The organism is Vannielia litorea (assembly GCF_019801175.1).
GTDB lineage: Bacteria > Pseudomonadota > Alphaproteobacteria > Rhodobacterales > Rhodobacteraceae > Vannielia > Vannielia litorea_B.
On sequence record NZ_JAHVJR010000003.1, the window covers coordinates 22,178 to 42,529 of the forward strand.

General features: G+C 65.7%; 23 protein-coding genes. 19 read left to right on the top strand and 4 right to left on the bottom strand.

Features of this window, described 5'->3' with window-relative positions; translation table 11 throughout:
• Positions 1-50: 50 nt before the first annotated feature.
• The 4 genes from KUV38_RS18500 (at position 51) to KUV38_RS18515 (ending at position 3,045) form a co-directional block, all read left to right on the top strand.
• Positions 51-662 carry an autoinducer binding domain-containing protein gene (locus tag KUV38_RS18500; RefSeq protein ID WP_222471707.1) on the top strand — a complete coding sequence of 204 codons (612 nt, stop codon included), beginning with the start codon at positions 51-53 and terminating at the stop codon, positions 660-662.
• Between the two features lie 66 nt (positions 663-728).
• The gene (locus KUV38_RS18505; RefSeq protein WP_222471708.1) at positions 729-1,316 is read left to right on the top strand and encodes an acyl-homoserine-lactone synthase; all 588 of its coding nucleotides are present in this window, start codon (positions 729-731) and stop codon (positions 1,314-1,316) included.
• A gap of 81 nt (positions 1,317-1,397) precedes the next feature.
• Positions 1,398-2,717 (top strand): replication-associated recombination protein A, encoded by a 1,320-nt coding sequence (locus KUV38_RS18510; protein WP_222471709.1) that lies wholly within the window; start codon positions 1,398-1,400, stop codon positions 2,715-2,717.
• A 172-nt stretch (positions 2,718-2,889) separates the two neighbouring features.
• Positions 2,890-3,045 carry a hypothetical protein gene (locus tag KUV38_RS18515; RefSeq protein ID WP_222471710.1) on the top strand — a complete coding sequence of 52 codons (156 nt, stop codon included), beginning with the start codon at positions 2,890-2,892 and terminating at the stop codon, positions 3,043-3,045.
• A 144-nt stretch (positions 3,046-3,189) separates the two neighbouring features.
• On the opposite strand, the gene KUV38_RS18520 is transcribed toward KUV38_RS18515, so the two are convergent.
• Positions 3,190-3,546 (bottom strand): roadblock/LC7 domain-containing protein, encoded by a 357-nt coding sequence (locus KUV38_RS18520; protein WP_222471711.1) that lies wholly within the window; start codon positions 3,544-3,546, stop codon positions 3,190-3,192.
• Positions 3,547-3,883: 337 nt separating this feature from the next.
• Here KUV38_RS18520 and crcB point away from each other — a divergent pair, with 337 nt between their 5' ends.
• The 9 genes from crcB (at position 3,884) to KUV38_RS18565 (ending at position 12,821) form a co-directional block, all read left to right on the top strand.
• On the top strand, positions 3,884-4,261 hold the full coding sequence (gene crcB, locus KUV38_RS18525) for a fluoride efflux transporter CrcB (RefSeq protein ID WP_222471712.1): 378 nt from the start codon (positions 3,884-3,886) through the stop codon (positions 4,259-4,261).
• A complete protein-coding gene (locus tag KUV38_RS18530) occupies positions 4,258-5,295 on the top strand; it encodes an RluA family pseudouridine synthase (RefSeq protein WP_222471713.1) in 1,038 nt (345 codons plus the stop codon). The genes crcB and KUV38_RS18530 overlap by 4 nt, the downstream gene beginning before the upstream one ends.
• On the top strand, positions 5,292-5,963 hold the full coding sequence (locus KUV38_RS18535; protein WP_222471714.1) for an HAD-IA family hydrolase: 672 nt from the start codon (positions 5,292-5,294) through the stop codon (positions 5,961-5,963). Before KUV38_RS18530 ends, KUV38_RS18535 begins: the two co-directional genes overlap by 4 nt.
• A gap of 5 nt (positions 5,964-5,968) precedes the next feature.
• Complete coding sequence (locus KUV38_RS18540; protein WP_222471715.1) at positions 5,969-6,685, top strand: ATP12 family chaperone protein; 717 nt, start codon at positions 5,969-5,971, stop codon at positions 6,683-6,685.
• Positions 6,686-6,933: 248 nt separating this feature from the next.
• A complete protein-coding gene (locus KUV38_RS18545) occupies positions 6,934-7,953 on the top strand; it encodes an amino acid ABC transporter substrate-binding protein (RefSeq protein ID WP_222471716.1) in 1,020 nt (339 codons plus the stop codon).
• A 145-nt stretch (positions 7,954-8,098) separates the two neighbouring features.
• Entirely contained in the window at positions 8,099-9,367 is a 1,269-nt protein-coding gene (locus tag KUV38_RS18550; RefSeq protein ID WP_222471717.1) for an amino acid ABC transporter permease, read from the top strand.
• A gap of 1 nt (position 9,368) precedes the next feature.
• Positions 9,369-10,697, top strand: coding sequence for an amino acid ABC transporter permease (locus tag KUV38_RS18555; protein WP_222471718.1), 1,329 nt, complete (start codon positions 9,369-9,371; stop codon positions 10,695-10,697).
• 12 nt (positions 10,698-10,709) lie between these two features.
• Positions 10,710-11,501: an amino acid ABC transporter ATP-binding protein gene (locus KUV38_RS18560; protein WP_315898572.1), complete on the top strand. Its 792-nt coding sequence runs from the start codon at positions 10,710-10,712 to the stop codon at positions 11,499-11,501.
• Positions 11,502-11,681: 180 nt separating this feature from the next.
• Positions 11,682-12,821: a WD40/YVTN/BNR-like repeat-containing protein gene (locus tag KUV38_RS18565; RefSeq protein ID WP_222471719.1), complete on the top strand. Its 1,140-nt coding sequence runs from the start codon at positions 11,682-11,684 to the stop codon at positions 12,819-12,821.
• A gap of 28 nt (positions 12,822-12,849) precedes the next feature.
• Here the strand turns inward: KUV38_RS18565 and KUV38_RS18570 are convergent, their stop codons facing one another.
• Both KUV38_RS18570 and KUV38_RS18575 read right to left on the bottom strand, forming a co-directional pair.
• Positions 12,850-13,485: a ChrR family anti-sigma-E factor gene (locus KUV38_RS18570; RefSeq protein ID WP_222471720.1), complete on the bottom strand. Its 636-nt coding sequence runs from the start codon at positions 13,483-13,485 to the stop codon at positions 12,850-12,852.
• Positions 13,472-14,077: a sigma-70 family RNA polymerase sigma factor gene (locus KUV38_RS18575; RefSeq protein ID WP_410001051.1), complete on the bottom strand. Its 606-nt coding sequence runs from the start codon at positions 14,075-14,077 to the stop codon at positions 13,472-13,474. The genes KUV38_RS18570 and KUV38_RS18575 overlap by 14 nt, the downstream gene beginning before the upstream one ends.
• Before the next feature lie 121 nt (positions 14,078-14,198).
• Here KUV38_RS18575 and KUV38_RS18580 point away from each other — a divergent pair, with 121 nt between their 5' ends.
• The 6 genes from KUV38_RS18580 (at position 14,199) to KUV38_RS18605 (ending at position 19,838) form a co-directional block, all read left to right on the top strand.
• Entirely contained in the window at positions 14,199-15,227 is a 1,029-nt protein-coding gene (locus tag KUV38_RS18580; protein WP_222471721.1) for a trans-3-hydroxy-L-proline dehydratase, read from the top strand.
• Between the two features lie 80 nt (positions 15,228-15,307).
• Positions 15,308-16,600, top strand: a complete 1,293-nt coding sequence (locus KUV38_RS18585; protein ID WP_222471722.1) for an NAD(P)/FAD-dependent oxidoreductase — start codon at positions 15,308-15,310, stop codon at positions 16,598-16,600.
• The gene (locus KUV38_RS18590; protein ID WP_222471723.1) at positions 16,597-17,364 is read left to right on the top strand and encodes a DUF1365 domain-containing protein; all 768 of its coding nucleotides are present in this window, start codon (positions 16,597-16,599) and stop codon (positions 17,362-17,364) included. Before KUV38_RS18585 ends, KUV38_RS18590 begins: the two co-directional genes overlap by 4 nt.
• Positions 17,352-18,512 (top strand): SAM-dependent methyltransferase, encoded by a 1,161-nt coding sequence (locus KUV38_RS18595; protein WP_222471724.1) that lies wholly within the window; start codon positions 17,352-17,354, stop codon positions 18,510-18,512. Before KUV38_RS18590 ends, KUV38_RS18595 begins: the two co-directional genes overlap by 13 nt.
• Positions 18,505-19,116 (top strand): DUF3833 domain-containing protein, encoded by a 612-nt coding sequence (locus KUV38_RS18600; protein ID WP_222471725.1) that lies wholly within the window; start codon positions 18,505-18,507, stop codon positions 19,114-19,116. The genes KUV38_RS18595 and KUV38_RS18600 overlap by 8 nt, the downstream gene beginning before the upstream one ends.
• Complete coding sequence (locus KUV38_RS18605; RefSeq protein WP_222471726.1) at positions 19,113-19,838, top strand: SDR family NAD(P)-dependent oxidoreductase; 726 nt, start codon at positions 19,113-19,115, stop codon at positions 19,836-19,838. Before KUV38_RS18600 ends, KUV38_RS18605 begins: the two co-directional genes overlap by 4 nt.
• A gap of 9 nt (positions 19,839-19,847) precedes the next feature.
• On the opposite strand, the gene KUV38_RS18610 is transcribed toward KUV38_RS18605, so the two are convergent.
• The gene (locus KUV38_RS18610) at positions 19,848-20,342 is read right to left on the bottom strand and encodes a SixA phosphatase family protein (protein WP_261385464.1); all 495 of its coding nucleotides are present in this window, start codon (positions 20,340-20,342) and stop codon (positions 19,848-19,850) included.
• Positions 20,343-20,352: the final 10 nt, after the last annotated feature.

Genomic DNA, 20,352 nt, shown 5'->3' on the forward strand with positions numbered 1-20,352 from the left:
TGCGCTCAATTTAAGGTTGACTGGATTTGTGGCAACTTGTCTAAAAAGACATGTCTGACAAACAGAGGATAGATAGGGAGCTCGAGGCCCTCGGGAAGCTGGCCCCTGCGGGATATTTCGCAGGGCTGCATATCCGCTTTGCCTCACCGCTTCACGTCTTCCAGACGTATGACAAGGCATGGAATGATCATTATACAGCGCAGGCCTATGCCATGCGTGATCCGATGATCGCCTGGGGGTTTTCCACAGAAGGGGAAACGCGGTGGAGCGAGATAGAATTGCCGGATCCGTTCGGCATTCTCGACGAAGCCGCGGAATTTGGCCTGAAGTTCGGGATGCAGGTCTCCTGCGGTCCGATCTCTTCACGCACGATCGCAGGGGCAGCACGGGCAGACCGAGAATTCGAGGCAGATGAGATGGCCGCGATAGGCGATATCATCCGCAAGCTGCACGACCTGACCGAACCTCCGGAGAGTCTCACCCAGGCACAGATAGATGCTCTGCGCCTGATTGCAGCGGGGGATCGTCACACTGCTGCAGCTGCCAAACTCAACATCTCCGAAAGTGCGCTCAAAGCACGGCTGACAGCCGCAAGGGAAAGGCTCCACGCCCGAACCACGGCCGAAGCGCTTCAGCGGGCAAAGGAATACAGACTGCTTTAGCGTGCCGATCTCCTGCTGGGCGCAGGGCTTGCTTTTCACACCACCCCAGCAAGCAGGAGAATTGCGATGCAAACCACCACCCTTTCCTTCGCCAACCTTCACAACCACGGCGAACTTTTTGCCAATCTCTTCCGCGCACGGCGGCAGAGCTTCATCGTGCAGAACAACTGGGATCTGCCCGAGGCATTGGGAATGGAGTACGACCAGTATGATACCCCCGCCTCGCGCTGGGTCGCGGTGCATGACGGCACCGAGATTCTCGCGGGCATCCGGCTCACGCCAACCACGGCGCGCTGCGGCATCTACAGCTACATGATCCGCGACGCCCAAAGGCACCTGCTTGATACGATTCCCGCAGACCTGCTGGATTACGAGGCCCCGATCTCCGACACGATCTGGGAATCGAGCCGCGTCTTCGTGAGCCACACCACGCCGATGAACATCCGGCGCCGGGTCCATGCCTACCTGATCATGGAGATGACCCGCTCCGCCCGCGAGCTTGGCGCCTCCGAGGTGCTGGGCCTGATTCCCGCCAACTGGCCCCGCTGGGCCGGGCGCTGCGGGCTGAAGGCCAAGGCGGCGGGCCGGGTGATGGACTTTGACGGCCATCTCAACCAGTGCGTCTCGATCGACCTGCGCGACAACATGCACTGACCGGTGCCCCGCCCGGGGCGGCCCCGCGCCGCCCTGGGCGAAACGCTTCCCCTCGGTCCCCCGAGGCCCTACATCTGCCCCATGGCCGATCTCTTCGACACCGCTGCTACAGAGCCCGCCGCTGGCGGCAATGCCCCGCGCCCGCTGGCCGACCGGCTGCGCCCGGCAAAGCTGGCCGATGTGATCGGGCAAGAGCACCTTCTGGCCCCCGATGCGCCTCTCGGGGCCATGCTCGCCTCCGGCAGTCTGTCGTCGCTCGTTCTCTGGGGTCCGCCCGGCGTCGGCAAAACCACCATCGCCCGTCTCTTGGCCCATGAGACCGATCTCGCATTCGTTCAGATCAGCGCGATCTTCACCGGCGTGCCCGAACTGCGGAAGGTCTTCGAGGCCGCCAAGCTGCGCCGCACCAACGGGCAGGGCACGCTGCTCTTCGTCGATGAGATCCACCGCTTCAACAAGGCCCAGCAGGATGGCTTCCTGCCGCATATGGAAGACGGCACCATCGTGCTCGTCGGCGCCACCACCGAGAACCCCAGCTTCGAGCTGAACGCCGCTATCCTGAGCCGCGCGCAGGTGCTGGTGCTCAACCGGCTTGACGGCAAGGCGCTCGAGAAGCTGCTGCTCCGGGCCGAAAAGGAACTTGGCGCCGCCCTGCCGCTCACCGGAGAGGCCCGCGAGACCCTGCTCGGCATGGCCGATGGCGATGGCCGTGCGCTTCTCAACCTCGTCGAGCAGGTCGCTGGCTGGAAGGCCGAGGCCAAGCTCGACCCAAAGGCCCTTGCCGCCCGCCTGCAGCGCCGCGCCGCACAATACGACAAGTCGGGCGACGGCCACTACAACCTCATCTCCGCCCTGCACAAATCTGTCAGAGGCTCCGACCCTGACGCCGCCCTCTACTGGTTCGCCCGGATGCTCGAAGGCGGCGAAGACCCGCGCTTTCTGGCCCGCCGGATCACCCGCATGGCGGTGGAGGATATCGGCCTCGCCGACCCTTCCGCGCAAACCCACTGCCTCCACGCCTGGGAGGTCTACGAGCGGCTCGGCAGCCCCGAGGGCGAGTTGGCCCTTGCGCAGGCGCTCACCTACATCGCGCTCGCGCCCAAGTCGAACGCGGTCTACGTTGCCTACAAGGCCGCGCGCGCGGCGGCCAAGAAGACAGGCTCCGAACCGCCGCCCAAACACATCCTCAACGCGCCCACCAAGCTGATGAGCGAGCAGGGCTATGGCGACGGCTACCAGTATGACCACGACGCCGAAGATGGCTTCTCAGGGCAAAACTACTTCCCCGACGGGATGAAGCGCCCGGTCTGGTATCAGCCGGTCGAGCGCGGCTTCGAGCGCGAGCTGAAAAAGCGGGTGGAGTGGTTCGCAGGCCTCAGGGCCAAGCGGAACAAGGGCTGAGGCTTGCGGCGCTCCGAGCGGAGCCGTGGGCCGCACCACATTCCTGCGCAGCAGCGCACAATCAGGCCCGCATAATGCCGGGACAAAACCCTTTGCCGTTCCAATTCACGACACATTTTCCGGATCATTTTGCCACAGTGAGGGGCGGAGAGAACAGGAAGGACTAACGTAAATGAGTGAAGCAACCGGGGTCTATCGTACCGTGCGTACCAGCGGCATGGAGATCGCATTCATTGACAAGGGTGTGGGCACTCAAATCGGCATCCCGCGTGAGCGGTACGAGGCCAACGGCTACCAGCCGCCGTTCGAGAGTCTTCCCCAAAAGTGATCTGTCGTCGCCGACGGCGACACGCCGGGCCGTGGGACCGCTCCAGGAAAGCATCCCCACGACCCGGCTGGCGCGCCGACGGCGATGGCACGATGCCAGCCGGGGCATACCCTCTGCCAAGGGTTGCCCCGGCTGCTGACGTCGTCAGACCTTGAGCGTGCCTTCGGTCTCACGCACCTTCAGGCGCGCCATGCCGAGGTTGGCCTTGGCGCGATCCAGCGCGACATAGATGAACACATCGGGGTTGGACGCCAGCGGGCGGATCAGGTGGATCTGGCTGCCCAGCGAGATCATGATGTCTTCAATGCGGTCCTCAAGACCGAGCGACTGCATCGCCGCGTTCTTCGCGCGAACGACTTCCATGTTGGCCGCGCCAGCGGTTTCGAGATCGAGGATGCCGTTGCCGTCTTCGGAAGCCAGCATCATGCCGGACTCGCTGTCCACTAGGCAGGCGCCGATGAAACCGTCGAGATTTGTGAGGTTGGAAAGGTCAGTGCTCATGATTTCGTTTCTCCAGGAAAGGTGTCGATGCTCAATGATTTGTTCCCCGTTCGTGACAATAATCGGGCCGGATCATCCGGATAATTGGGTTTTTACGACCGTTGAAGAAAATGCCTAATTGCCTGAAAAATCTGGCCTGAATCGAGGTTCAGCCAAGGCTCCCGCTCCATTTTCGCCATCTTTAGGCGGCATTTTCGGTAAGTTTGAAGCAGCGAAGAAACAATCCTTCGCGGAGGCTCAAGGCCCTTCGCCGTGCCGCAATGTCGTGCCCTTGCCGCCGTGTCACGCCCGGCCACTCCGCTTGACTCTCCCCCGCCTCCGGCGCAACACGCCGCCCATGATTTCAACGCTGGCACAAGTCGCCCTCGGTGGCGCCCTCGGGGCCTCGGCCCGCTACCTGACAGGGGTGGCGGCGATCCGCGTGATGGGGCCGGGCTTTCCTTGGGGCACGCTCACGGTCAACGTGGCCGGCTCGCTGCTGATGGGCCTCTTTGCTGCCCTCGTGGGCCTGCGCGGCGGTCACGCCCTCTCGCCCTTCGTGATGACCGGCCTGCTCGGTGGCTTCACCACCTTCTCCGCCTTCTCGCTCGATGCGGTCACCCTCTTCGAGCGTGGGCAGATGGGCACGGCGGCGCTCTACGTGGTGGCCTCGGTCACCCTCTCCATCCTCGCACTCATCGCAGGGCTGGCGCTGGGCCGGGGAGTCTTCGCATGAGCCGCGTGCAAACCCTTCCCGTCTCCGCCGACGATGCTGGCCAGCGGCTGGATCGCTGGTTCCGCCGCATCTTCCCGCACGTCCCTCAGGGCCGGATCGAGAAGATGTGCCGCAAGGGCGAGATTCGCGTCGATGGCGGGCGGGTGAAGGCCTCGACCCGGCTGGAAGAAGGGCAGGAGGTGCGCATCCCGCCGCTCCCCGAGGGGGCCGCGCCCACGCCCACCAAGCGCAGCACGGTCTCCGACGCCGATGCCAAGATGATCCGCGATGCGGTCATCTGGAAGGACGATTACATCATCGCCCTCAACAAGCCCCCGGGCCTGCCCACGCAAGGCGGCTCCGGCCAAACGCGCCACGTCGACGGGCTGGCCGAGGCGCTGACCTTCGGCACCGAGGACAAGCCCCGCCTCGTCCATCGGCTCGACAAGGACACCTCCGGCGTCCTGCTGCTCGCCCGCTCCCGCAAGATCGCGGCCGACCTGACTGCAGCCATCCGCCACAAGGAAACCCGCAAGATCTACTGGGCCGTGGTGGCCGGTGTGCCCTCGCCCTACAACGGCGAGATCAAATTTGGCCTCGTCAAAGCGCCGGGTGGCAAGGGGGCAGGGGAGAAGATGCTCTGTGTCCACCCCCGCGAAGTCGAGAGCACCGAGGGCGCCAAACGGGCGCACACGCTCTATTCCGCACTCTACCGCGTGGCGGGCCGCGCCACATGGGTTGCTCTGGAGCCGATCACAGGCCGCACTCACCAGCTCCGCGCCCACATGGCCGAGATCGGCCATCCGATCGCGGGCGACGGCAAATACGGCGGCTCGGCACAGGAGAACATGGGCGACGGATGGGGCGCTGGAATGGGCGGCATCATATCGGGCAAGCTGCATCTGCACGCCCGCTCGATGACCTTCCTGCACCCGGTCACCAAGCAGCCCGTCACCGTGACCGCCCCGCTGCCCCAGCATATGGCCGAGACCTTTGACACCTTCGGTTGGACAGAGGATCTCGCCGCCGACGACCCCTTCGAGGACTACCATTGAGCCAGCTGCGCTGCATCATCTTCGACGTGGATGGCACGCTCATCGACAGCCAGAACGAGATCGTCGCCGCGATGACCGCGGGCTTTGCCGCCACCGGCCGCACGGCCCCGCCGCGCGCGCAGGTGCTCTCCATCGTCGGCCTCTCGCTCGAGGTGGGTATCGCCCGACTCTGCCCCGAGGCCGATGCCGGCGAGGTCGCGACCATGACCGCCGCCTACAAGGACAGCTTCGTCGAGATTCGCAAAACCTCCCCGGCGGCGATCTTTTATCCCGGCATGCGCGAGCTGCTCGATGAGCTGGCCCAAACACCTGAGAACCTGCTCTGCGTTGCCACCGGCAAGTCCCGGCGGGGGCTCGATGCGCTGGTCAAATCCTCCGGCCTCGAGGGAATGTTCATCTCCGAGCAGGTGTCTGACCATCACCCCTCCAAGCCGCACCCCTCGATGCTCGAGGCGGCCCTGCGGGAGACCGGCTGCGAGGCGCATCAGGCCGTGATGATTGGCGACACGAGCTATGACATGGACATGGCCCGCAACGCGGGCATCACCGGGATCGGTGTGAGCTGGGGCTATCATGCGCCCGCCGCGCTGGCAGAGGCCGGGGCCGCAGAGGTGGTGCAGGACGCTGCCGCGTTGGGCCGGGCGATTTTCCGGGCAACAGGAGGCTGACGCAAATGGCGGAATGGGCGGCAAAACGGTTCTGGACCGAGGCACAGGCCGTGCCCGAGGGCGCGGGCTTCGCCGTGCATCTCGATGGCCGCCCGGTGAAGACCCCGGCCAAGGCCCCGCTGCTGCTGCCCACCGAGGCGCTTGCCCGCGCCGTGGCTGCCGAGTGGCAAGCACAGGGCGAAAAGATCGATCCGCTCTCCATGCCCTTCACCCGCTCCGCCAACTCCGCGCTCGACCGGGTTGCGCCGCAGCACGCCGACGTGGCAGAGATCGTGGCCGCCTATGGCGAGAGCGATCTCATCTGCTACCGGGCCGAAAGCCCCACTGCACTGGTCGAACGTCAGGCCGTGGCGTGGGATCCGCTGGTGGATTGGGCCAGTGACGCACTCGATGCGCCCCTCGTCATCGCCACCGGGGTAATGCATGTGCCCCAGCCCGCCACCTCCATCGAGGCGCTGCGGGCGCTGGTCCAGCGTCAGGATGCCTTCGCGCTCACCGCGCTGCACGATCTCACCGCTCTCTCCGGCTCGCTGATCATGGGACTTGCCGTGCAGGCAGGCCACGCCGCGCCTGAGGATCTTTGGGAGCGTAGCCGGGTCGATGAGGCTTGGCAGATCGAGCAATGGGGCGAGGATGAAGAGGCCGCCGAAGTGGCCGCCCGCAAACGTGGCGATTTCTTGCACGCGGCAGAGCTCTTCCGGCTTTCCAGACTTGCCAAGTGAATCGCGCCGCTTCGCCCTCAGGGCGAACGCCGCCGGGCTTTCGCCCAAAAAACGGGCAAAAAACTGTTTTACGCCAAGGAAGCACGCCCTCGCGCCCTTGACGTCCCCTGACGAATTCGGCCAACTTGACGCACTTCTGCGGTGTCCTGAGGGTTGGGCATCGCACTCACGCACATCGGCACACCCTGCCGGTATTCACTCCGGAAAGCCGTAACAAAACGGCACCGGACGATCAGGAAGAGGTAAACATGAAAAAATCCGTATTTCTCGGCGCACTGACCGTCGCTGGCCTTGCCGCCACCGCCGGCGCTGCGGCGACGCTTGACGACGTGAAAGCGCGCGGCAAGCTGAACTGCGGCGTTGCGACCGGCGTGCCGGGCTTTGCGGCGCCGAACGCTTCGGGCGAATGGGAAGGTTTCGACGTGGCCGTGTGCCGTGGCGTTGCCGCTGCCGTGCTTGGCGACCCGACCGCTGTCGAGTTCGTGCCCACCACCGGTAAAACCCGCTTCACCGCGCTCGCTTCCGGCGAGATCGACATGCTGGCCCGGAACACCACCTGGACCTTCTCGCGCGACGTGGACCTCAAGTTCACCTTCGTCGGCGTGAACTACTACGACGGTCAGGGCTTCATGGTCCCCAAAGAGCTGGGCGTGTCCTCGGCCAAAGAGCTTGATGGCGCCACCGTCTGCATCCAGACCGGCACCACCACCGAGCTGAACCTCGCGGACTTCTTCCGCGTGAACAACATCAGCTACGAGCCGGTGCCGATCGAAACCAACGCCGAAGCCCAGCAGCAGTATCTCGCTGGCGCCTGCGACGTGTACACCACCGACGCCTCCGGCCTCGCCGCGACGCGCTCCACCTTCGAGAACGCGGCCGATCACGTGATCCTGCCCGAAATCATCTCGAAAGAGCCGCTCGGCCCGCTCGTGCGGCACGGTGATGACGAGTGGGGCGATATCGTCCGCTGGTCGCTCAACGCGATGATCGCTGCCGAAGAGTATGGCGTGACCTCCGCCAACGTCGGCGAGATGTCGGCCGCTGCCGGTGACAACCCGGAAGTGAACCGCCTGCTCGGCACCGAGGGCAACCTCGGCGAGATGCTCGGCCTCGACGCTGGCTGGGCCAAGATGGTCATCGAGAGCGTCGGCAACTACGGCGAAGTGTTCGAAAGCAACATCGGTTCGGCCACTCCGATCGGCCTGAGCCGCGGGCTCAACGCCCAGTGGACCGAAGGCGGCCTGCTCTACGCACCGCCGTTCCGGTAAGATCAAAGCAGGGGGCGCGACCGCAAGGCCGCGCCCCTTCGCAATCGGGGATATGAAATTTCAAAATAGCTGCACCCAGTGGCTTGCGGACCCGCGTCCGCAAACGGGGAAGGTGTAGCAACTCACAGCTCGGGGGAGCGCCACAATGGCAACTGTCACGGATCCGCCGAAGGCCGAATTCCGGCTTTCCATGCTCATCTACGACACCCGCTACCGGTCGATGACGATTCAGGTGGTGGCACTGATCGGGTTCCTGCTGCTTGTCGGCTTCCTGATCAGCAACACGGTGCAGAACCTTGCCACCAGCGGCAAGACAGTGGGCTTCGGCTTTCTCACCGAGCCTGCGGGATACGACATCAACCAGGTCCTGATCGAATACAACAACCAAAACAGCCACCTCCGCGCCGCCTTCGTCGGCCTGCTGAACACGTTGCTGGTCGCGGTTCTGGGCTGCATCACCGCCACGGTGATCGGGGTGATCATCGGTGTGCTCCGGCTCTCGCCCAACTGGCTGATCGCCCGGCTCACCACGGTTTACGTCGAGATGTTCCGCAACGTGCCGGTGCTGCTCTGGATCGTCTTCGCCATGGCGATCCTGATCGAAACGCTGCCCGCGCCCCGCGCCTTCCGCGGCGACGATCCAGAAGCGACGATGAAGATCTTCGACACCGTCGCTATCACCAACCGCGGCGTCTACGTGCCCGAGCCGCTTTTCTCGCGCTCGCTGGGTGACATTCACCTCTTCGGCACCAGCTCAATGAACTTCGATATCAGCCTCGACCTGCTGCTGATCATCGCCGTCGTGGTGGCCTCGATCTTCGGCGTCCGCGCGATCAAGCGCAACGCCGATGCCACGCAGGAGAAGACCGGCAAGCGCCCCACCACATGGTATCTGACCCTCGGCACCCTCGTGGTGCCGCTGCTCGTGGTGCTGGTCGCGCTCGGCTTCCACCTCGGCTACCCGGAGCTGAAGGGCTTCAACTTCCAGGGCGGCACCTACCTGCGGAACTCGCTCATCGCCCTCTGGCTGGCGCTTTCGCTCTACACCGCGGCCTTCATCGCCGAGAACGTGCGGGCCGGCATCCTCGCCATTTCCGCAGGCCAGACCGAGGCCGCCGGTGCGCTGGGCCTGCGCCCAAACCGCATCATGCGGCTGGTGGTGCTGCCGCAGGCGCTGCGGGTCATCATCCCGCCGCTGATCTCGCAGTATCTGAACCTGACCAAGAACAGCTCGCTGGCCATCGCCGTGGGCTACATGGACATCACCGGCACGCTGATGGGGATCACCCTCAACCAGACCGGCAAGGAGCTCGAAACGCTCCTGCTGGGCATGCTGATCTACCTCATCATCTCGCTGAGCATCTCGGCGCTGATGAACTGGTACAACAACCGCGTCAAACTGGTGGAGAGGTAAGATGAGCAACCTGCACGCCGATACCGTCGCCTTCGTGCGCGATACCATGCTCCCGCAAAAGGAGCCGCCGGCCTCGACCGTCGGCCTCCTCGGCTGGGGCAAGAAGAACCTCTTCACCGGGCCGTTCAACACCATCGTCACTATCCTCTGCACGGCCTTCATCGCGTATGTGCTTTGGATGCTGATCCCGTGGTTCTTCTCGCCCACGTGGAATGCCACCTCGCTGGGCGAATGCCGCGAGATGCTCACAGCCGCTGGCAAAGTGGGCGAGCACGGCACCTCCGGTGCCTGCTGGGGCGTGATCCGCGAACGCTGGATCCAGCTGCTCTTCGGGTTCTACCCCGCCGAGCTCTACTGGCGCCCAATCCTCGCTTTCGTGCTGCTGGCACCCGCGCTGGCCCCGGTGCTGTTCTCCGACAAGGTGCCGAGCAAGCTGCTGATTTTCAGCGCGATCTACCCCTTCCTCTTTCCGTGGCTGCTCTGGGGCGGCACCATCTGGTCGCCGATCTGCGCCGCGCTGGGCTTCGTGATCCTATACGCCGTGGTCAAATACGGCTCCGAGGCAATCGGCCAACTGGGCGCGATCATCGCTGCCGTGGTCGCAGCAATGGTCTGGTGGCTCTTCCTGTCCGGCTATGTGCAGGACGGGCTGGCCTCGGTCATCCCGCTGGCCATCGAGCCGGTCGCCTCGCGCGACTTCGGTGGCATGATGCTCTCGATCACCATCGGCGTCGTCGCCATCGCCTGCTCGCTGCCACTTGGCATCGTTCTGGCGCTGGGCCGGCAATCCGACCTGCTGATCGTCAAGTCGCTCTGCGTCGGATTCATCGAGTTCATTCGCGGCGTGCCGCTGATCACCCTGCTCTTCGTGGCCTCGACCCTGCTGAACATTTTCCTTCCGCCGGGCACCAACTTCGACATCATCCTGCGGGTCATCATCATGGCCACGCTGTTCTCGGCCGCCTACATGGCCGAGGTGATCCGGGGTGGTCTCGCCGCCCTGCCGAAGGGCCAGTACGAGGGGGCCGACTCGCTCGGTCTGGATTACTGGCAGGCGCAGCGGCTGATCATCATGCCCCAGGCCCTGAAGATCTCGATCCCCGGGATCGTCTCCACCTTCATCGGGCTGTTCAAGGATACCACGCTGGTCTCGGTCATCGGCCTTCTGGACCCGCTGGGCCTCTCCAACTCGATCCGCGCCGACCAGGCCTGGAACGGCATCGTCTGGGAACTCTACATGTTCATCGCCGCGCTGTTCTTCCTCTTCTGCTTCGGCATGTCCCGCTATTCCATGTATCTGGAGCGCAAGCTTCAGACTGGCCACCGCTAAGGAGACCTCACAATGTCTGACCTTGCTACAGACCGCGAAATCGACCGCTCCAAGATGCAGGTGAGCGACGAGGTCGCCATCGAAATCAACAAGATGAACAAGTGGTATGGCACCTTCCACGTGCTGCGCGACATTGACCTGACGGTCTATCGCGGCGAGCGGATCGTAATCGCCGGGCCTTCGGGCTCGGGTAAATCCACTCTCATCCGGTGCATCAACCGGCTGGAAGAGCATCAGGAAGGGCAGATCATCGTCGACGGCACCGAGCTGACTTCGGACCTCAAGAACATCGACAAGATCCGCTCCGAAGTCGGCATGTGCTTTCAGCACTTCAACCTCTTTCCGCACCTCACCATCCTCGAAAACTGCACCCTCGCGCCCATCTGGGTCCGCAAGGTGCCGAAGAAAGAGGCCGAGGCCACGGCGATGCACTTCCTCGAGAAGGTGAAGATCCCCGATCAGGCGCTCAAGTATCCGGGCCAGCTCTCGGGCGGCCAGCAGCAGCGCGTGGCCATCGCCCGCTCGCTCTGCATGAAGCCCCGGATCATGCTCTTTGACGAGCCCACCTCGGCGCTCGACCCGGAGATGATCAAGGAGGTGCTCGACACCATGATCGAGCTGGCCGAAGAGGGCATGACCATGCTCTGCGTGACCCACGAGATGGGCTTCGCCCGCCAGGTCGCGAACCGCGTCATCTTCATGGATGCCGGCCAGATTGTGGAGCAGAACGAGCCCGAAGAGTTCTTCAACAACCCCAAGAGCGAGCGGACCAAGCTGTTCCTCAGCCAGATCCTCGGGCACTAAACTCTTTGATGACCGATTGGAAGGAGGGGCAACCTTGCCCCTCCTTTGTCATTTCAAGGCAGGCATATTCGCCGCGCTACCTCTATGGGCAGCCCACCGCCGACATATAGGTGCATATCAACTTAACTTCCCGTGGCCGCCTTGCAGTGATACCCTCGCTCCAACAGGGAGGGCGATTCCATGGTCAAAGTTCTGCTCGGCACCACCAAAGGCGCGTTTATTCTCGACGGCGGCGCAAACCGGATGGGGTGGAAGGTCTCCGGCCCGCATTGTGACGGCTGGTGCATCAACCACGCCATTGGCGACCCGGCCAGCGGCACCATCTGGGCCGGGGGCGGCAACGCCTTCACCGGTGCGGGCGTCTGGCGCTCGGAGGATGGCGGCGAGAGCTGGCAGCTCACCCGCCTGACCAAGGGCGAAATGGATGATTGGGCCGAAAACGACCCCGACACCGCCGCCTTCTTCGGCATCACCGGCGAGCCGTTGCCCTTCGAGAGCGACTTCCAGCAAATCTGGAGCCTGAACCACGCCCACGGCACGCTCCACGCCGGCACCAAGCCTGCGCAACTGCTTGCCAGCAGCGACAAGGGCGCGAGCTTCTCCCGCATCGAGGGCCTCACCAACCACCCTTCCGCCGACAGCTGGAACCCCGGCGCCGCAGGCCTCGTGCTGCACACCATCGTCAGCCACCCGGAAGACGCCAAGCGCGCATGGGTCGGCATCTCCGCCGCCGGGGTCTTTGCCACCGAGGATGGTGGGGCCACTTGGGAGCGGCGCAACCGCCTCTCCAACGCCGAGGCCTGCGAGGGCCATCAGCACCCCGCAGCGCCGCGCGACGGCGACGTGGGCCACTGCGTTCACAACATGATGCGCGCGCCCGGTGGCGGCGATCTGCTTTACCAGCAAAACCACCACGGCGTCTGGCGCTCAACGGATGGCGGGCGTAGCTGGGATGATATCACCTCCGGCCTCCCCTCCACCTTCGGCTTCCCGATACGCGTGCATCCGGCCGACCCGCAAACGCTCTGGACGCTGCCGCTCAACGGCGACAGCCAGGGCCGCTTCCCGCCCGATGCCGCCTGCGCCGTCTGGCGCTCGCGCGATGGTGGGCAAAGCTGGCAGGCGATGCGGGAGGGGCTGCCGCAGGAGGGCTGTTTCTTCACCGTGTTGCGGCAGGCGATGGCGGGCGATACCGAAGAGCGGGCCGGTGTCTACTTCGGCACCAACAGCGGCTCGGTCTTTGCCTCCACCGACGAGGGCGACACATGGCAGGAGATCGCCCGCCACCTGCCCACCATTCTTTCGGTCGAAACCCTCTAGGGCAGCACACGTCTCGCCGCCCGCAGCTTCAAATCCGCAGGAACCTCTGAGCCACCCGCGGCATCCAGCCGGAAAACCGCAGCGGCGCATCGGTGGCGGCAAGGCAGATGCAGGGCGCGCCCGCGTCAGCCACCGGCGTATGCTCGAGGCTATCATCGGCCACTTCCACATCACCGGGGCCAAACCGCCCCGTCTCGTCCGAGAAGCTGCCCGAGAGCACCAGCGTCAGCTCCAGCCCATTGTGCCCGTGGTCCGGCACCGCCACGCCCGCCGGAATGTGCAGCAGCCGCACCGAGCCTTCTGGCCCCGCGTGCAAGATCCGCTGCCGCACCATCGCATTGCCAAACCGCCAGCGCGGCGCGCGGCCCTTCAGGGCCTCCATCACCGGGCCGGGGTAGCAGCCGTTGCGCACAGCCGCAGGCGCCTCATTGCGCGGAAGATCCAGCCCCGCAAGGGTGGCCTCCAGCACCGCGTCGTCCACCGCCACATTGGCGCTGGTTTCCAGCACTGCGCCACCCATCGCTTCATGGGCCTCCACCGCCGCGCGGCAGTCGTCGCACATCGAGATATGTGTGGCCACTACCAGCGCAAACGGCTCGGGCAGGGTGCCCGCCGCATAGGCCGCGATCAGCGGCTCCGTCAGGTGATGCTCAATCTTGTCCATCGTCCGGGCTCCTAAGCCCCCTCAGTTCATGCCTCAACCGCTCCAGTCCCAGCCGGATGCGGCTCTTGATCGTTCCCATCGGAAGCCCGGTGGCCTCCGACAACTCCTGATGCGTCAGCTCGCCCAAATAGGCGCGCTCAATCGCTTCCCGCTGCGCCGGGGCCAGCGTTTCCAGCGCCACCCTCAGCTTGCGGGCCTCCTGTTCCAGCGCCACGACCTGCCCTGCATCAGGCTCGGTCCCGGGCTCTTCCTTCAACTCCTCCGGCATCGGCCGCGCCTCGCGCCGGAGCATGTCGATCCGCGCATTGCGCGCGATGGTAAAGATCCACGCCGCCACCCCGGCCCGGTGCGGATCGAACAGCCGCGCCTTGTGCCAGACCCGCAGCATCACCTCCTGCACCACCTCGTCGGCCATGGCCGGGCTGCACCCGCCCTTGATCACGAGGCCCTTCACCCGCGGCGCGAACCGCCGGAAAAGCGCGGCAAAGGCAGCCCGGTCGCGCTGGTCGCGCACCGCAAGCATCAGCCGTGTCTCTTCTCCAATCGTTTCCACCCGCGCCCCGTTACGTCCCCGGTTCTGTGGGGGCATCATCGCAGGCTCACATGGCTCTGCAAGATCGGGCAAGGCATTCAACATGCACCGTCTACGCACTACCTCGCCTCCCGGATCAAAAAAACTTGCACCTCGGCCCGGGCGGCCTCACGGTCGGCCCATGCAGACCAGACGGATCATCCACACCGTTTCCGCCCACGCCGAGGGCGAGGTGGGCGATGTCATCACCGGCGGCGTATCCCCGCCACCGGGCGAGACGCTCTGGGAGCAGTCCCGCTGGATCGCGGCGGATGGCACCCTGCGCAACCTCATGCTGAACGAGCCGCGCGGCGGGGTATTTCGCCACGTCAACCTGCTGGTCCCGCCCAAGCACCCTGAGGCTGACGCCGCCTTCATCATCATGGAGCCGGAGGATACGCCGCCGATGTCCGGCTCCAACTCCATCTGCGTCTCCACCGTGCTGCTCGATACCGGCATCCTTCCAATGACCGAGCCCGAAACCCATATCACGTTGGAGGCTCCGGGCGGGCTTGTCCGCGTGCGGGCCGAGTGTTCCGGCGGAAAAGCCCGGCGCATCTTTGTCGAGAACCTGCCCAGCTTTGCCGCCCGGCTCGATGCGCCGCTGGAGGTCGAGGGCATGGGCACCCTCACCGTCGATACCGCCTTCGGCGGCGACAGCTTCGTGGTGGTCGATGCAAAGGCCCTCGGTTTCGCGCTCACCCCCGATGAGGCTCGCGACCTTGCCCGCCTTGGCACAAAGCTCTCCGACGCCGCCACCGAGCAGCTCGGCTTCACCCACCCCACGCTGCCCGACTGGCAGCACATTTCCTTCTGCCTCTTCGCCGCGCCGGTCGCGCGTGAGGGCAGTGCGCTCACCTCCCGCGCCGCCGTGGCCATCCGTCCCGGCAAGATCGACCGTTCGCCCACCGGCACCGCGCTCTCCGCCCGCATGGCCCTGCTCCATGCCCGCGGCGAGATGAAGGAGGGCGAGCGCCTCACCGTCTCCTCGGTGATCGATAGCACCTTTTCCGGCCGCATCCTCGGCACCACCACCCTCGGCGGCACACCTGCCATCCGGCCCGAGATTTCGGGGCGCGGCTGGGTCACCGGCACACACCAACACTTCATCGATCCAACCGATCCATGGCCCGAGGGTTACCGCCTGACCGACACATGGGGCGCGGGTTGAGCACGGGCCGAAACTATTTCTGAACCAACCCCGTGACTTCTGCGTAACCCTTTGGACAACAGCAGAAACCGGGGAGCCCCATGTCGCTCGACGCCACACGCCAGCCAGCCCGCCGCATCGCCATCGTCGGCGGCGGCATCTCGGGGCTCGCCTCCGCCTACCTGCTCGCCCGCGACCATCACGTCACGCTCTACGAGGCCGCGCCGCGCCTCGGTGGCCATGCCCGCACCGTGAACGCCGGGCGGCACGGCACCCAACCGGTCGATACCGGCTTCATCGTGTTCAACTACGTGACCTACCCGCACCTCACCGCAATGTTCCGCGATCTCGAGGTTCCGGTTGAACCGTCCGACATGTCCTTCGGCGCTACCATCGACGGCGGGCGCATCGAATATGGCCTGCGCGACCTCTCTGCGCTGACCGCGCAAAAGCGCAACCTCGCCCGGCCCGCCTATTGGCAGATGATCCGCGATATCCTGCGCTTCAATTCCCGCGCCGAAGCCACCGCCAAGGATGAGGCCGCCACTGTGGCCGATCTGATGGATGATCTCGCGCTGGGCGACTGGTTCCGCCGCTACTACCTGACGCCGCTATGCGGCGCGATCTGGTCCACCCCGCCCTCCGAGATCGTCAACTTTCCGGCGCGCGCCCTGCTCCAGTTCTTCCGCAACCACGCGCTGCTCTCCGCGTCGGGCCAGCACCAGTGGTACACCGTCTCGGGCGGCTCCCGCAGCTATGTCGAGCGGGTCACCGAGCATCTCACCGCGCAGGGCGTGGCGCTGCGCCCCGGCACCCCCGTCACCAGCGTGCAGCGCGACCCGGCAGGCGTGACCATTCACGCCGAGGGCTGCGACCCCGCCCGCTATGACGAGGTGATCCTCGCCACCCATTCCGACGTGGCGCTCAAACTGCTCGCCCAGCCCGATGCCGCCGAGCAGGCCGCCCTCTCCGCCATCCGCTTCCAGGATAACGAGATGACTCTGCACGCTGACACATCGCAGATGCCCCAGCGCCGTGCCGTGTGGTCGTCCTGGGTCTACAAGGCCGAAACCGGCCGCGACGAGCCTGCCATCGGCGTGACCTACTGGATGAATCGGCTGCAAAACATCGACCCTGCCGATCCGCTCTTCGTCTCGCTCAACCCCGCCCGCTCGGTGGCCGAGCACCTGATCTACGATCAAAAGACCTTCCGCCACCCTGTTTTCGACGGCCCGGCGCTCAATGCCCAGCAGCAACTCCGCCGGATGCAGGGCCGCAACCGCACATGGTTCGCCGGAGCATGGACGCGTCACGGCTTCCACGAAGACGGTTTCGCCTCCGCCGTGCGCATCGCCCGCGAGATGGAGCGTAGCCGCGCTCTGGTGGCCGCATGACGGCACCCGAACACCTGCGCGGTTCCACCACGCACATCCGCCACGGCGGGCCGGAGCATCGCTTTACCTACGGCGTCGACTACGTGCTGATCGACCCCAAGGGCGAGGCGCCCGGTCCCCGGCTGTTCTCGCGCGATCGCTTCAACCTGTGGTCCGTGCGCCGGGCCGATCATGGCGGCGGCACCGAGCGGGGCAGGGGCCACGGCCCGGCATGGGTGCGCTCCCGGCTGGCCGAGGCCGGGGCACCCGAGGGCCTTGCTCTCCGCCTCCTGACCCAGCCGCGCTGGCTGGGCTATGGCTTCAACCCGGTGAGCTTCTGGCTGGCGCTGGAGGGCGAGCACCTCCGCGCCGTCATCGCCGAGGTCGAAACGCCCTTTGGCGACCGCCACAGCTACCTCTGCCACCGCCCTGACTTCGCGCCAATCACCCCCGGCGACCGGATCACCACGCCCAAGGCGCTGCACGTCTCGCCGTTCCAAGAGGTCAAAGGCGGCTACGCCTTCGAGTTTGCCTTCCGCCCCGACCGCCTCACCATTCGTATCATCCACACCAACGGCAACCGCGGCCTCACGGCCACCCTCAGCGGCCCCCGTGCCCCCTTGACCAGCCGCGCCATTGCCGCCGCCACCCTGCGCCGCCCGTTCGGCGCCGCCCGGACCATGGCGCTGATCCATTGGCAGGCCCTCAAACTCCGGCTGAAAGGCGCACCCTACCGTCGCCGCCCCTTGCCGCCCGAAAAGGAAATCACCCCATGCTCTTCCTGACCAACCGCGTGAAGCGCGAATTTCTGGACACCTGCGAAAGCATCGCGCGCGGGTCGCTGACACTGCGCACGCCCGAGGGCGAAGTGCTGCACTTCGGCTCCGGCCAGCCCGAGGCCGAGCTGCACCTGCACGACTGGTCCGTGGTCACCGCGCTGGCCGCACGGGGCGATATCGGATTTGGCGAAACCTACGTCGAGGGCCTGTGGGACAGCCCCGACATCGCTGCTTTCATCCACTTCGCCTGCCTCAATCTCACCGAGGTCGAGGCCTTCGCCTACCCGTCCTTCTGGGCCACCCTGCGTTACCGCCTCGTCGACACGCTCCTGCGCGCCAACACGCCCCGGCAGGCCGCCCGCAACATCCGCTCGCACTACGACGTGGGCAACGAGTTCTACCAGCTCTGGCTGGACGAAAGCATGACCTACAGCTCCGCCCTCTACGCCGAGGGCGAAACTGACCTCCAGCGCGCCCAGCATCGCAAGTATGATCGTATTCTCGACCGTCTCTCCGGCCACGGCGACCGCGTGCTCGAGATCGGCTGCGGCTGGGGCGGCTTTGCCGAACGCGCCGCCGACCGGGGCCATAACGTGAAGGGGCTCACCATCTCGCCCGCGCAAAAAGGCTACGCCGACGCCCGGCTCGATGGCCGCGCCGAGATCGTGCTGCAAGATTACCGCCACGAGCGCGGCACCTATGACAACATCGTTTCCATCGAGATGATCGAGGCCGTGGGCCAGCGCTACTGGCCGCAGTACTTCGCCACTCTAAAGCAGAGCCTCTCCGAACAGGGCCGCGCTGTGATCCAGGCCATCACCGTGCCCGACAGCTACTTCGACATCTACCGCAAGAGCTCCGACTACATCCGCCACTACACCTTCCCCGGCGGCATGCTGCTCTCCCCCGGGCAAATCGCCAAGCAGGCGCAGGCGGCGGGGCTGCGGGTGGTCGAAAGCTTCGATTTCGGCACCGACTACGCCCGCACCTGTGCCACTTGGGCCGATCGGATGCAGGAGAACCGAGGCAAGATCATGCAGCTCGGCCACGGCGAGCGCTTCCTGCGCACGTGGCACTACTACCTCGCCATCTGCGCCGGGGCCTTCACCGCCGGGCAAACCAGCGTGTCACAGGTGGAGCTGGCCCATGCCTGATCTCGTCTGGGGCATCCTCATCGGCCTCGCAGTCGCCCTCCTCGTCCGCTTCGTGCTGGGCCGCCTCACCAGCTTCCGCGCCCAGCGGGTCGAGGATTATGCCGAGACCACCCCCGCCTTCAAGATCACCCGCCACCTCGGCGGCGCGATGGAATGCGAGGGCCTCATTCACGGCCCGCGCGGCCGCGTGGTGAGCCGTTTCACCGCCCGGATGGAAGGCAGCTGGACTGGCCGCGCCGGCACCCTCCGCGAGCACTTCACCTATGCAGACGGCTCCACACAGGAGCGCGAATGGGCGATCAACATGATCGACGATGAGAGGTTCGAAGCCACCGCCGACGACATCATCGGCGCCGCCGAGGGCCGCATCTCTGGTGGCGCGCTGCTCATGCGCTACCGCCTGCGCCTGCCCGAGGATGCCGGCGGCCATGTGCTGAACGTGACCGACTGGCTCTACCTCACGCCCAGCGGCGTCATCCTCAACCGCTCCGAGATGCGCAAGTTCGGCCTCAAGGTCGCCGAGCTGACCGCCACCATGCGCCCCGCCCGCGCGGAAGAACGTGCCGTCGAGCCCAGGCAGGCCAAAGCCGAGGCCGCAGCATGAGCCTTTCCGGCGAACGTATCTGGATCATCGGCGCCAGCTCCGGCCTAGGCGCCGCGCTGGCCCGCGCCCTCTCTGCCGAAGGCGCCAGCCTGTTGCTCTCCGCCCGCAGCGAAGAGCCACTGCAGGAGCTGGCAGGCGAGTTGGGCGAGGCGCGGGTCATCCCCTTCGACGTGACCGATGCCGCCGCAACCGCCAAGGCCGCCGAGGCAGCGGGTGCCCCCGATGTGCTGGTCTATTGCGCGGGTTTCTACGAGCCCGTCGAGGCCACCGACTGGCAAAGCGAGGCGGTGGTGAAGATGGCCGATACCAACTTCACCGGCGCGCTCCGCGTGCTGGGGGCGGCCCTGCCCGCCATGCTCGCCCGCGGCTCCGGCCAGATCACCCTCATCGGCTCCCTCTCGGGCTTTCGCGGCCTGCCCGGCGCGGTTGGCTACGGCGCCTCCAAGGCCGGGCTGATGCACCTCGCCGAGAATCTGCGCGCCGACCTCAAGGGCACCGGCCTCACCGTGCAGCGGGTAAACCCCGGCTTCATCGCCACCCGGCTCACGGAGAAGAACGAGTTCGACATGCCGCAGATCATGTCGCCCGAGGCCGCCGCCGAGCGGGTCGTCGCCGCAATGAAATCCGGCCGCTTCTCCACCAGCTTCCCCGCGCCCTTCGCATGGCTCTTCACCGCAGGGCGCGCTCTGCCGCTCGGCCTCTGGCAGAGGATCTTCGGCTGACCTCTGCCCTCAGGCGTGGGGGCTGGAGTTCTCGATGTCGTGCGGGGTCAGAAAGTGCAGCACCCGGCCCTGCCGCGGCGCCAGATCGGCCCAGTCGTCGATGTCGAACTCCGCTACGGTGAGCGCGCAGGTCGGATAATCGCCAAACCGGCTGTGAACCGGCGCATTGCGCACCATCATCGCCGCCAGCGCGCCCATGCCGGGGTTGTGGCCCACCATCATCAGCCGCTTGCCCTTGGCCCCCTGCAGCGCAGTCAGCATCCTGTCCGGCCCGGCGTGGTAGAGCCCGGGCGAATACTTCACATCCGCCTCCAGCATCATCCGCTCCCATGTTTCTACCGTCCGTGCGGCGGCGGAACAGAGCACCACATCAGGGGCAAGATCCTTGGCGCGAATCCAGTCGCCCATCGCCTGCGCCCCGCGCCGCCCGCGGTCGTTCAACGCGCGGTCGAAGTCATCGGCAAGCGGGTCATCCCAGCTAGATTTTGCGTGGCGGAGAAGCATGAGCTGACGC

What these genes read in the sequence shown, in the direction of transcription:
- KUV38_RS18505 (WP_222471708.1), top strand. Translation starts at nt 729, where the DNA reads ATGCAAACCACCACCCTTTCCTTCGCCAACCTTCACAACCACGGCGAA.
- KUV38_RS18575 (WP_410001051.1), bottom strand. Translation starts at nt 14,077, where the DNA reads ATGATGCCCCCACAGAACCGGGGACGTAACGGGGCGCGGGTGGAAACG.
- KUV38_RS18520 (WP_222471711.1), bottom strand. Translation starts at nt 3,546, where the DNA reads ATGAGCACTGACCTTTCCAACCTCACAAATCTCGACGGTTTCATCGGC.
- KUV38_RS18565 (WP_222471719.1), top strand. Translation starts at nt 11,682, where the DNA reads ATGGTCAAAGTTCTGCTCGGCACCACCAAAGGCGCGTTTATTCTCGAC.
- KUV38_RS18600 (WP_222471725.1), top strand. Translation starts at nt 18,505, where the DNA reads ATGCCTGATCTCGTCTGGGGCATCCTCATCGGCCTCGCAGTCGCCCTC.
- KUV38_RS18555 (WP_222471718.1), top strand. Translation starts at nt 9,369, where the DNA reads ATGAGCAACCTGCACGCCGATACCGTCGCCTTCGTGCGCGATACCATG.
- KUV38_RS18570 (WP_222471720.1), bottom strand. Translation starts at nt 13,485, where the DNA reads ATGGACAAGATTGAGCATCACCTGACGGAGCCGCTGATCGCGGCCTAT.
- KUV38_RS18545 (WP_222471716.1), top strand. Translation starts at nt 6,934, where the DNA reads ATGAAAAAATCCGTATTTCTCGGCGCACTGACCGTCGCTGGCCTTGCC.
- KUV38_RS18585 (WP_222471722.1), top strand. Translation starts at nt 15,308, where the DNA reads ATGTCGCTCGACGCCACACGCCAGCCAGCCCGCCGCATCGCCATCGTC.
- KUV38_RS18515 (WP_222471710.1), top strand. Translation starts at nt 2,890, where the DNA reads ATGAGTGAAGCAACCGGGGTCTATCGTACCGTGCGTACCAGCGGCATG.
- KUV38_RS18500 (WP_222471707.1), top strand. Translation starts at nt 51, where the DNA reads ATGTCTGACAAACAGAGGATAGATAGGGAGCTCGAGGCCCTCGGGAAG.
- KUV38_RS18590 (WP_222471723.1), top strand. Translation starts at nt 16,597, where the DNA reads ATGACGGCACCCGAACACCTGCGCGGTTCCACCACGCACATCCGCCAC.
- KUV38_RS18610 (WP_261385464.1), bottom strand. Translation starts at nt 20,342, where the DNA reads ATGCTTCTCCGCCACGCAAAATCTAGCTGGGATGACCCGCTTGCCGAT.
- KUV38_RS18560 (WP_315898572.1), top strand. Translation starts at nt 10,710, where the DNA reads ATGTCTGACCTTGCTACAGACCGCGAAATCGACCGCTCCAAGATGCAG.
- KUV38_RS18510 (WP_222471709.1), top strand. Translation starts at nt 1,398, where the DNA reads ATGGCCGATCTCTTCGACACCGCTGCTACAGAGCCCGCCGCTGGCGGC.
- KUV38_RS18580 (WP_222471721.1), top strand. Translation starts at nt 14,199, where the DNA reads ATGCAGACCAGACGGATCATCCACACCGTTTCCGCCCACGCCGAGGGC.
- KUV38_RS18605 (WP_222471726.1), top strand. Translation starts at nt 19,113, where the DNA reads ATGAGCCTTTCCGGCGAACGTATCTGGATCATCGGCGCCAGCTCCGGC.
- KUV38_RS18530 (WP_222471713.1), top strand. Translation starts at nt 4,258, where the DNA reads ATGAGCCGCGTGCAAACCCTTCCCGTCTCCGCCGACGATGCTGGCCAG.
- crcB (WP_222471712.1), top strand. Translation starts at nt 3,884, where the DNA reads ATGATTTCAACGCTGGCACAAGTCGCCCTCGGTGGCGCCCTCGGGGCC.
- KUV38_RS18550 (WP_222471717.1), top strand. Translation starts at nt 8,099, where the DNA reads ATGGCAACTGTCACGGATCCGCCGAAGGCCGAATTCCGGCTTTCCATG.
- KUV38_RS18595 (WP_222471724.1), top strand. Translation starts at nt 17,352, where the DNA reads ATGCTCTTCCTGACCAACCGCGTGAAGCGCGAATTTCTGGACACCTGC.
- KUV38_RS18540 (WP_222471715.1), top strand. Translation starts at nt 5,969, where the DNA reads ATGGCGGAATGGGCGGCAAAACGGTTCTGGACCGAGGCACAGGCCGTG.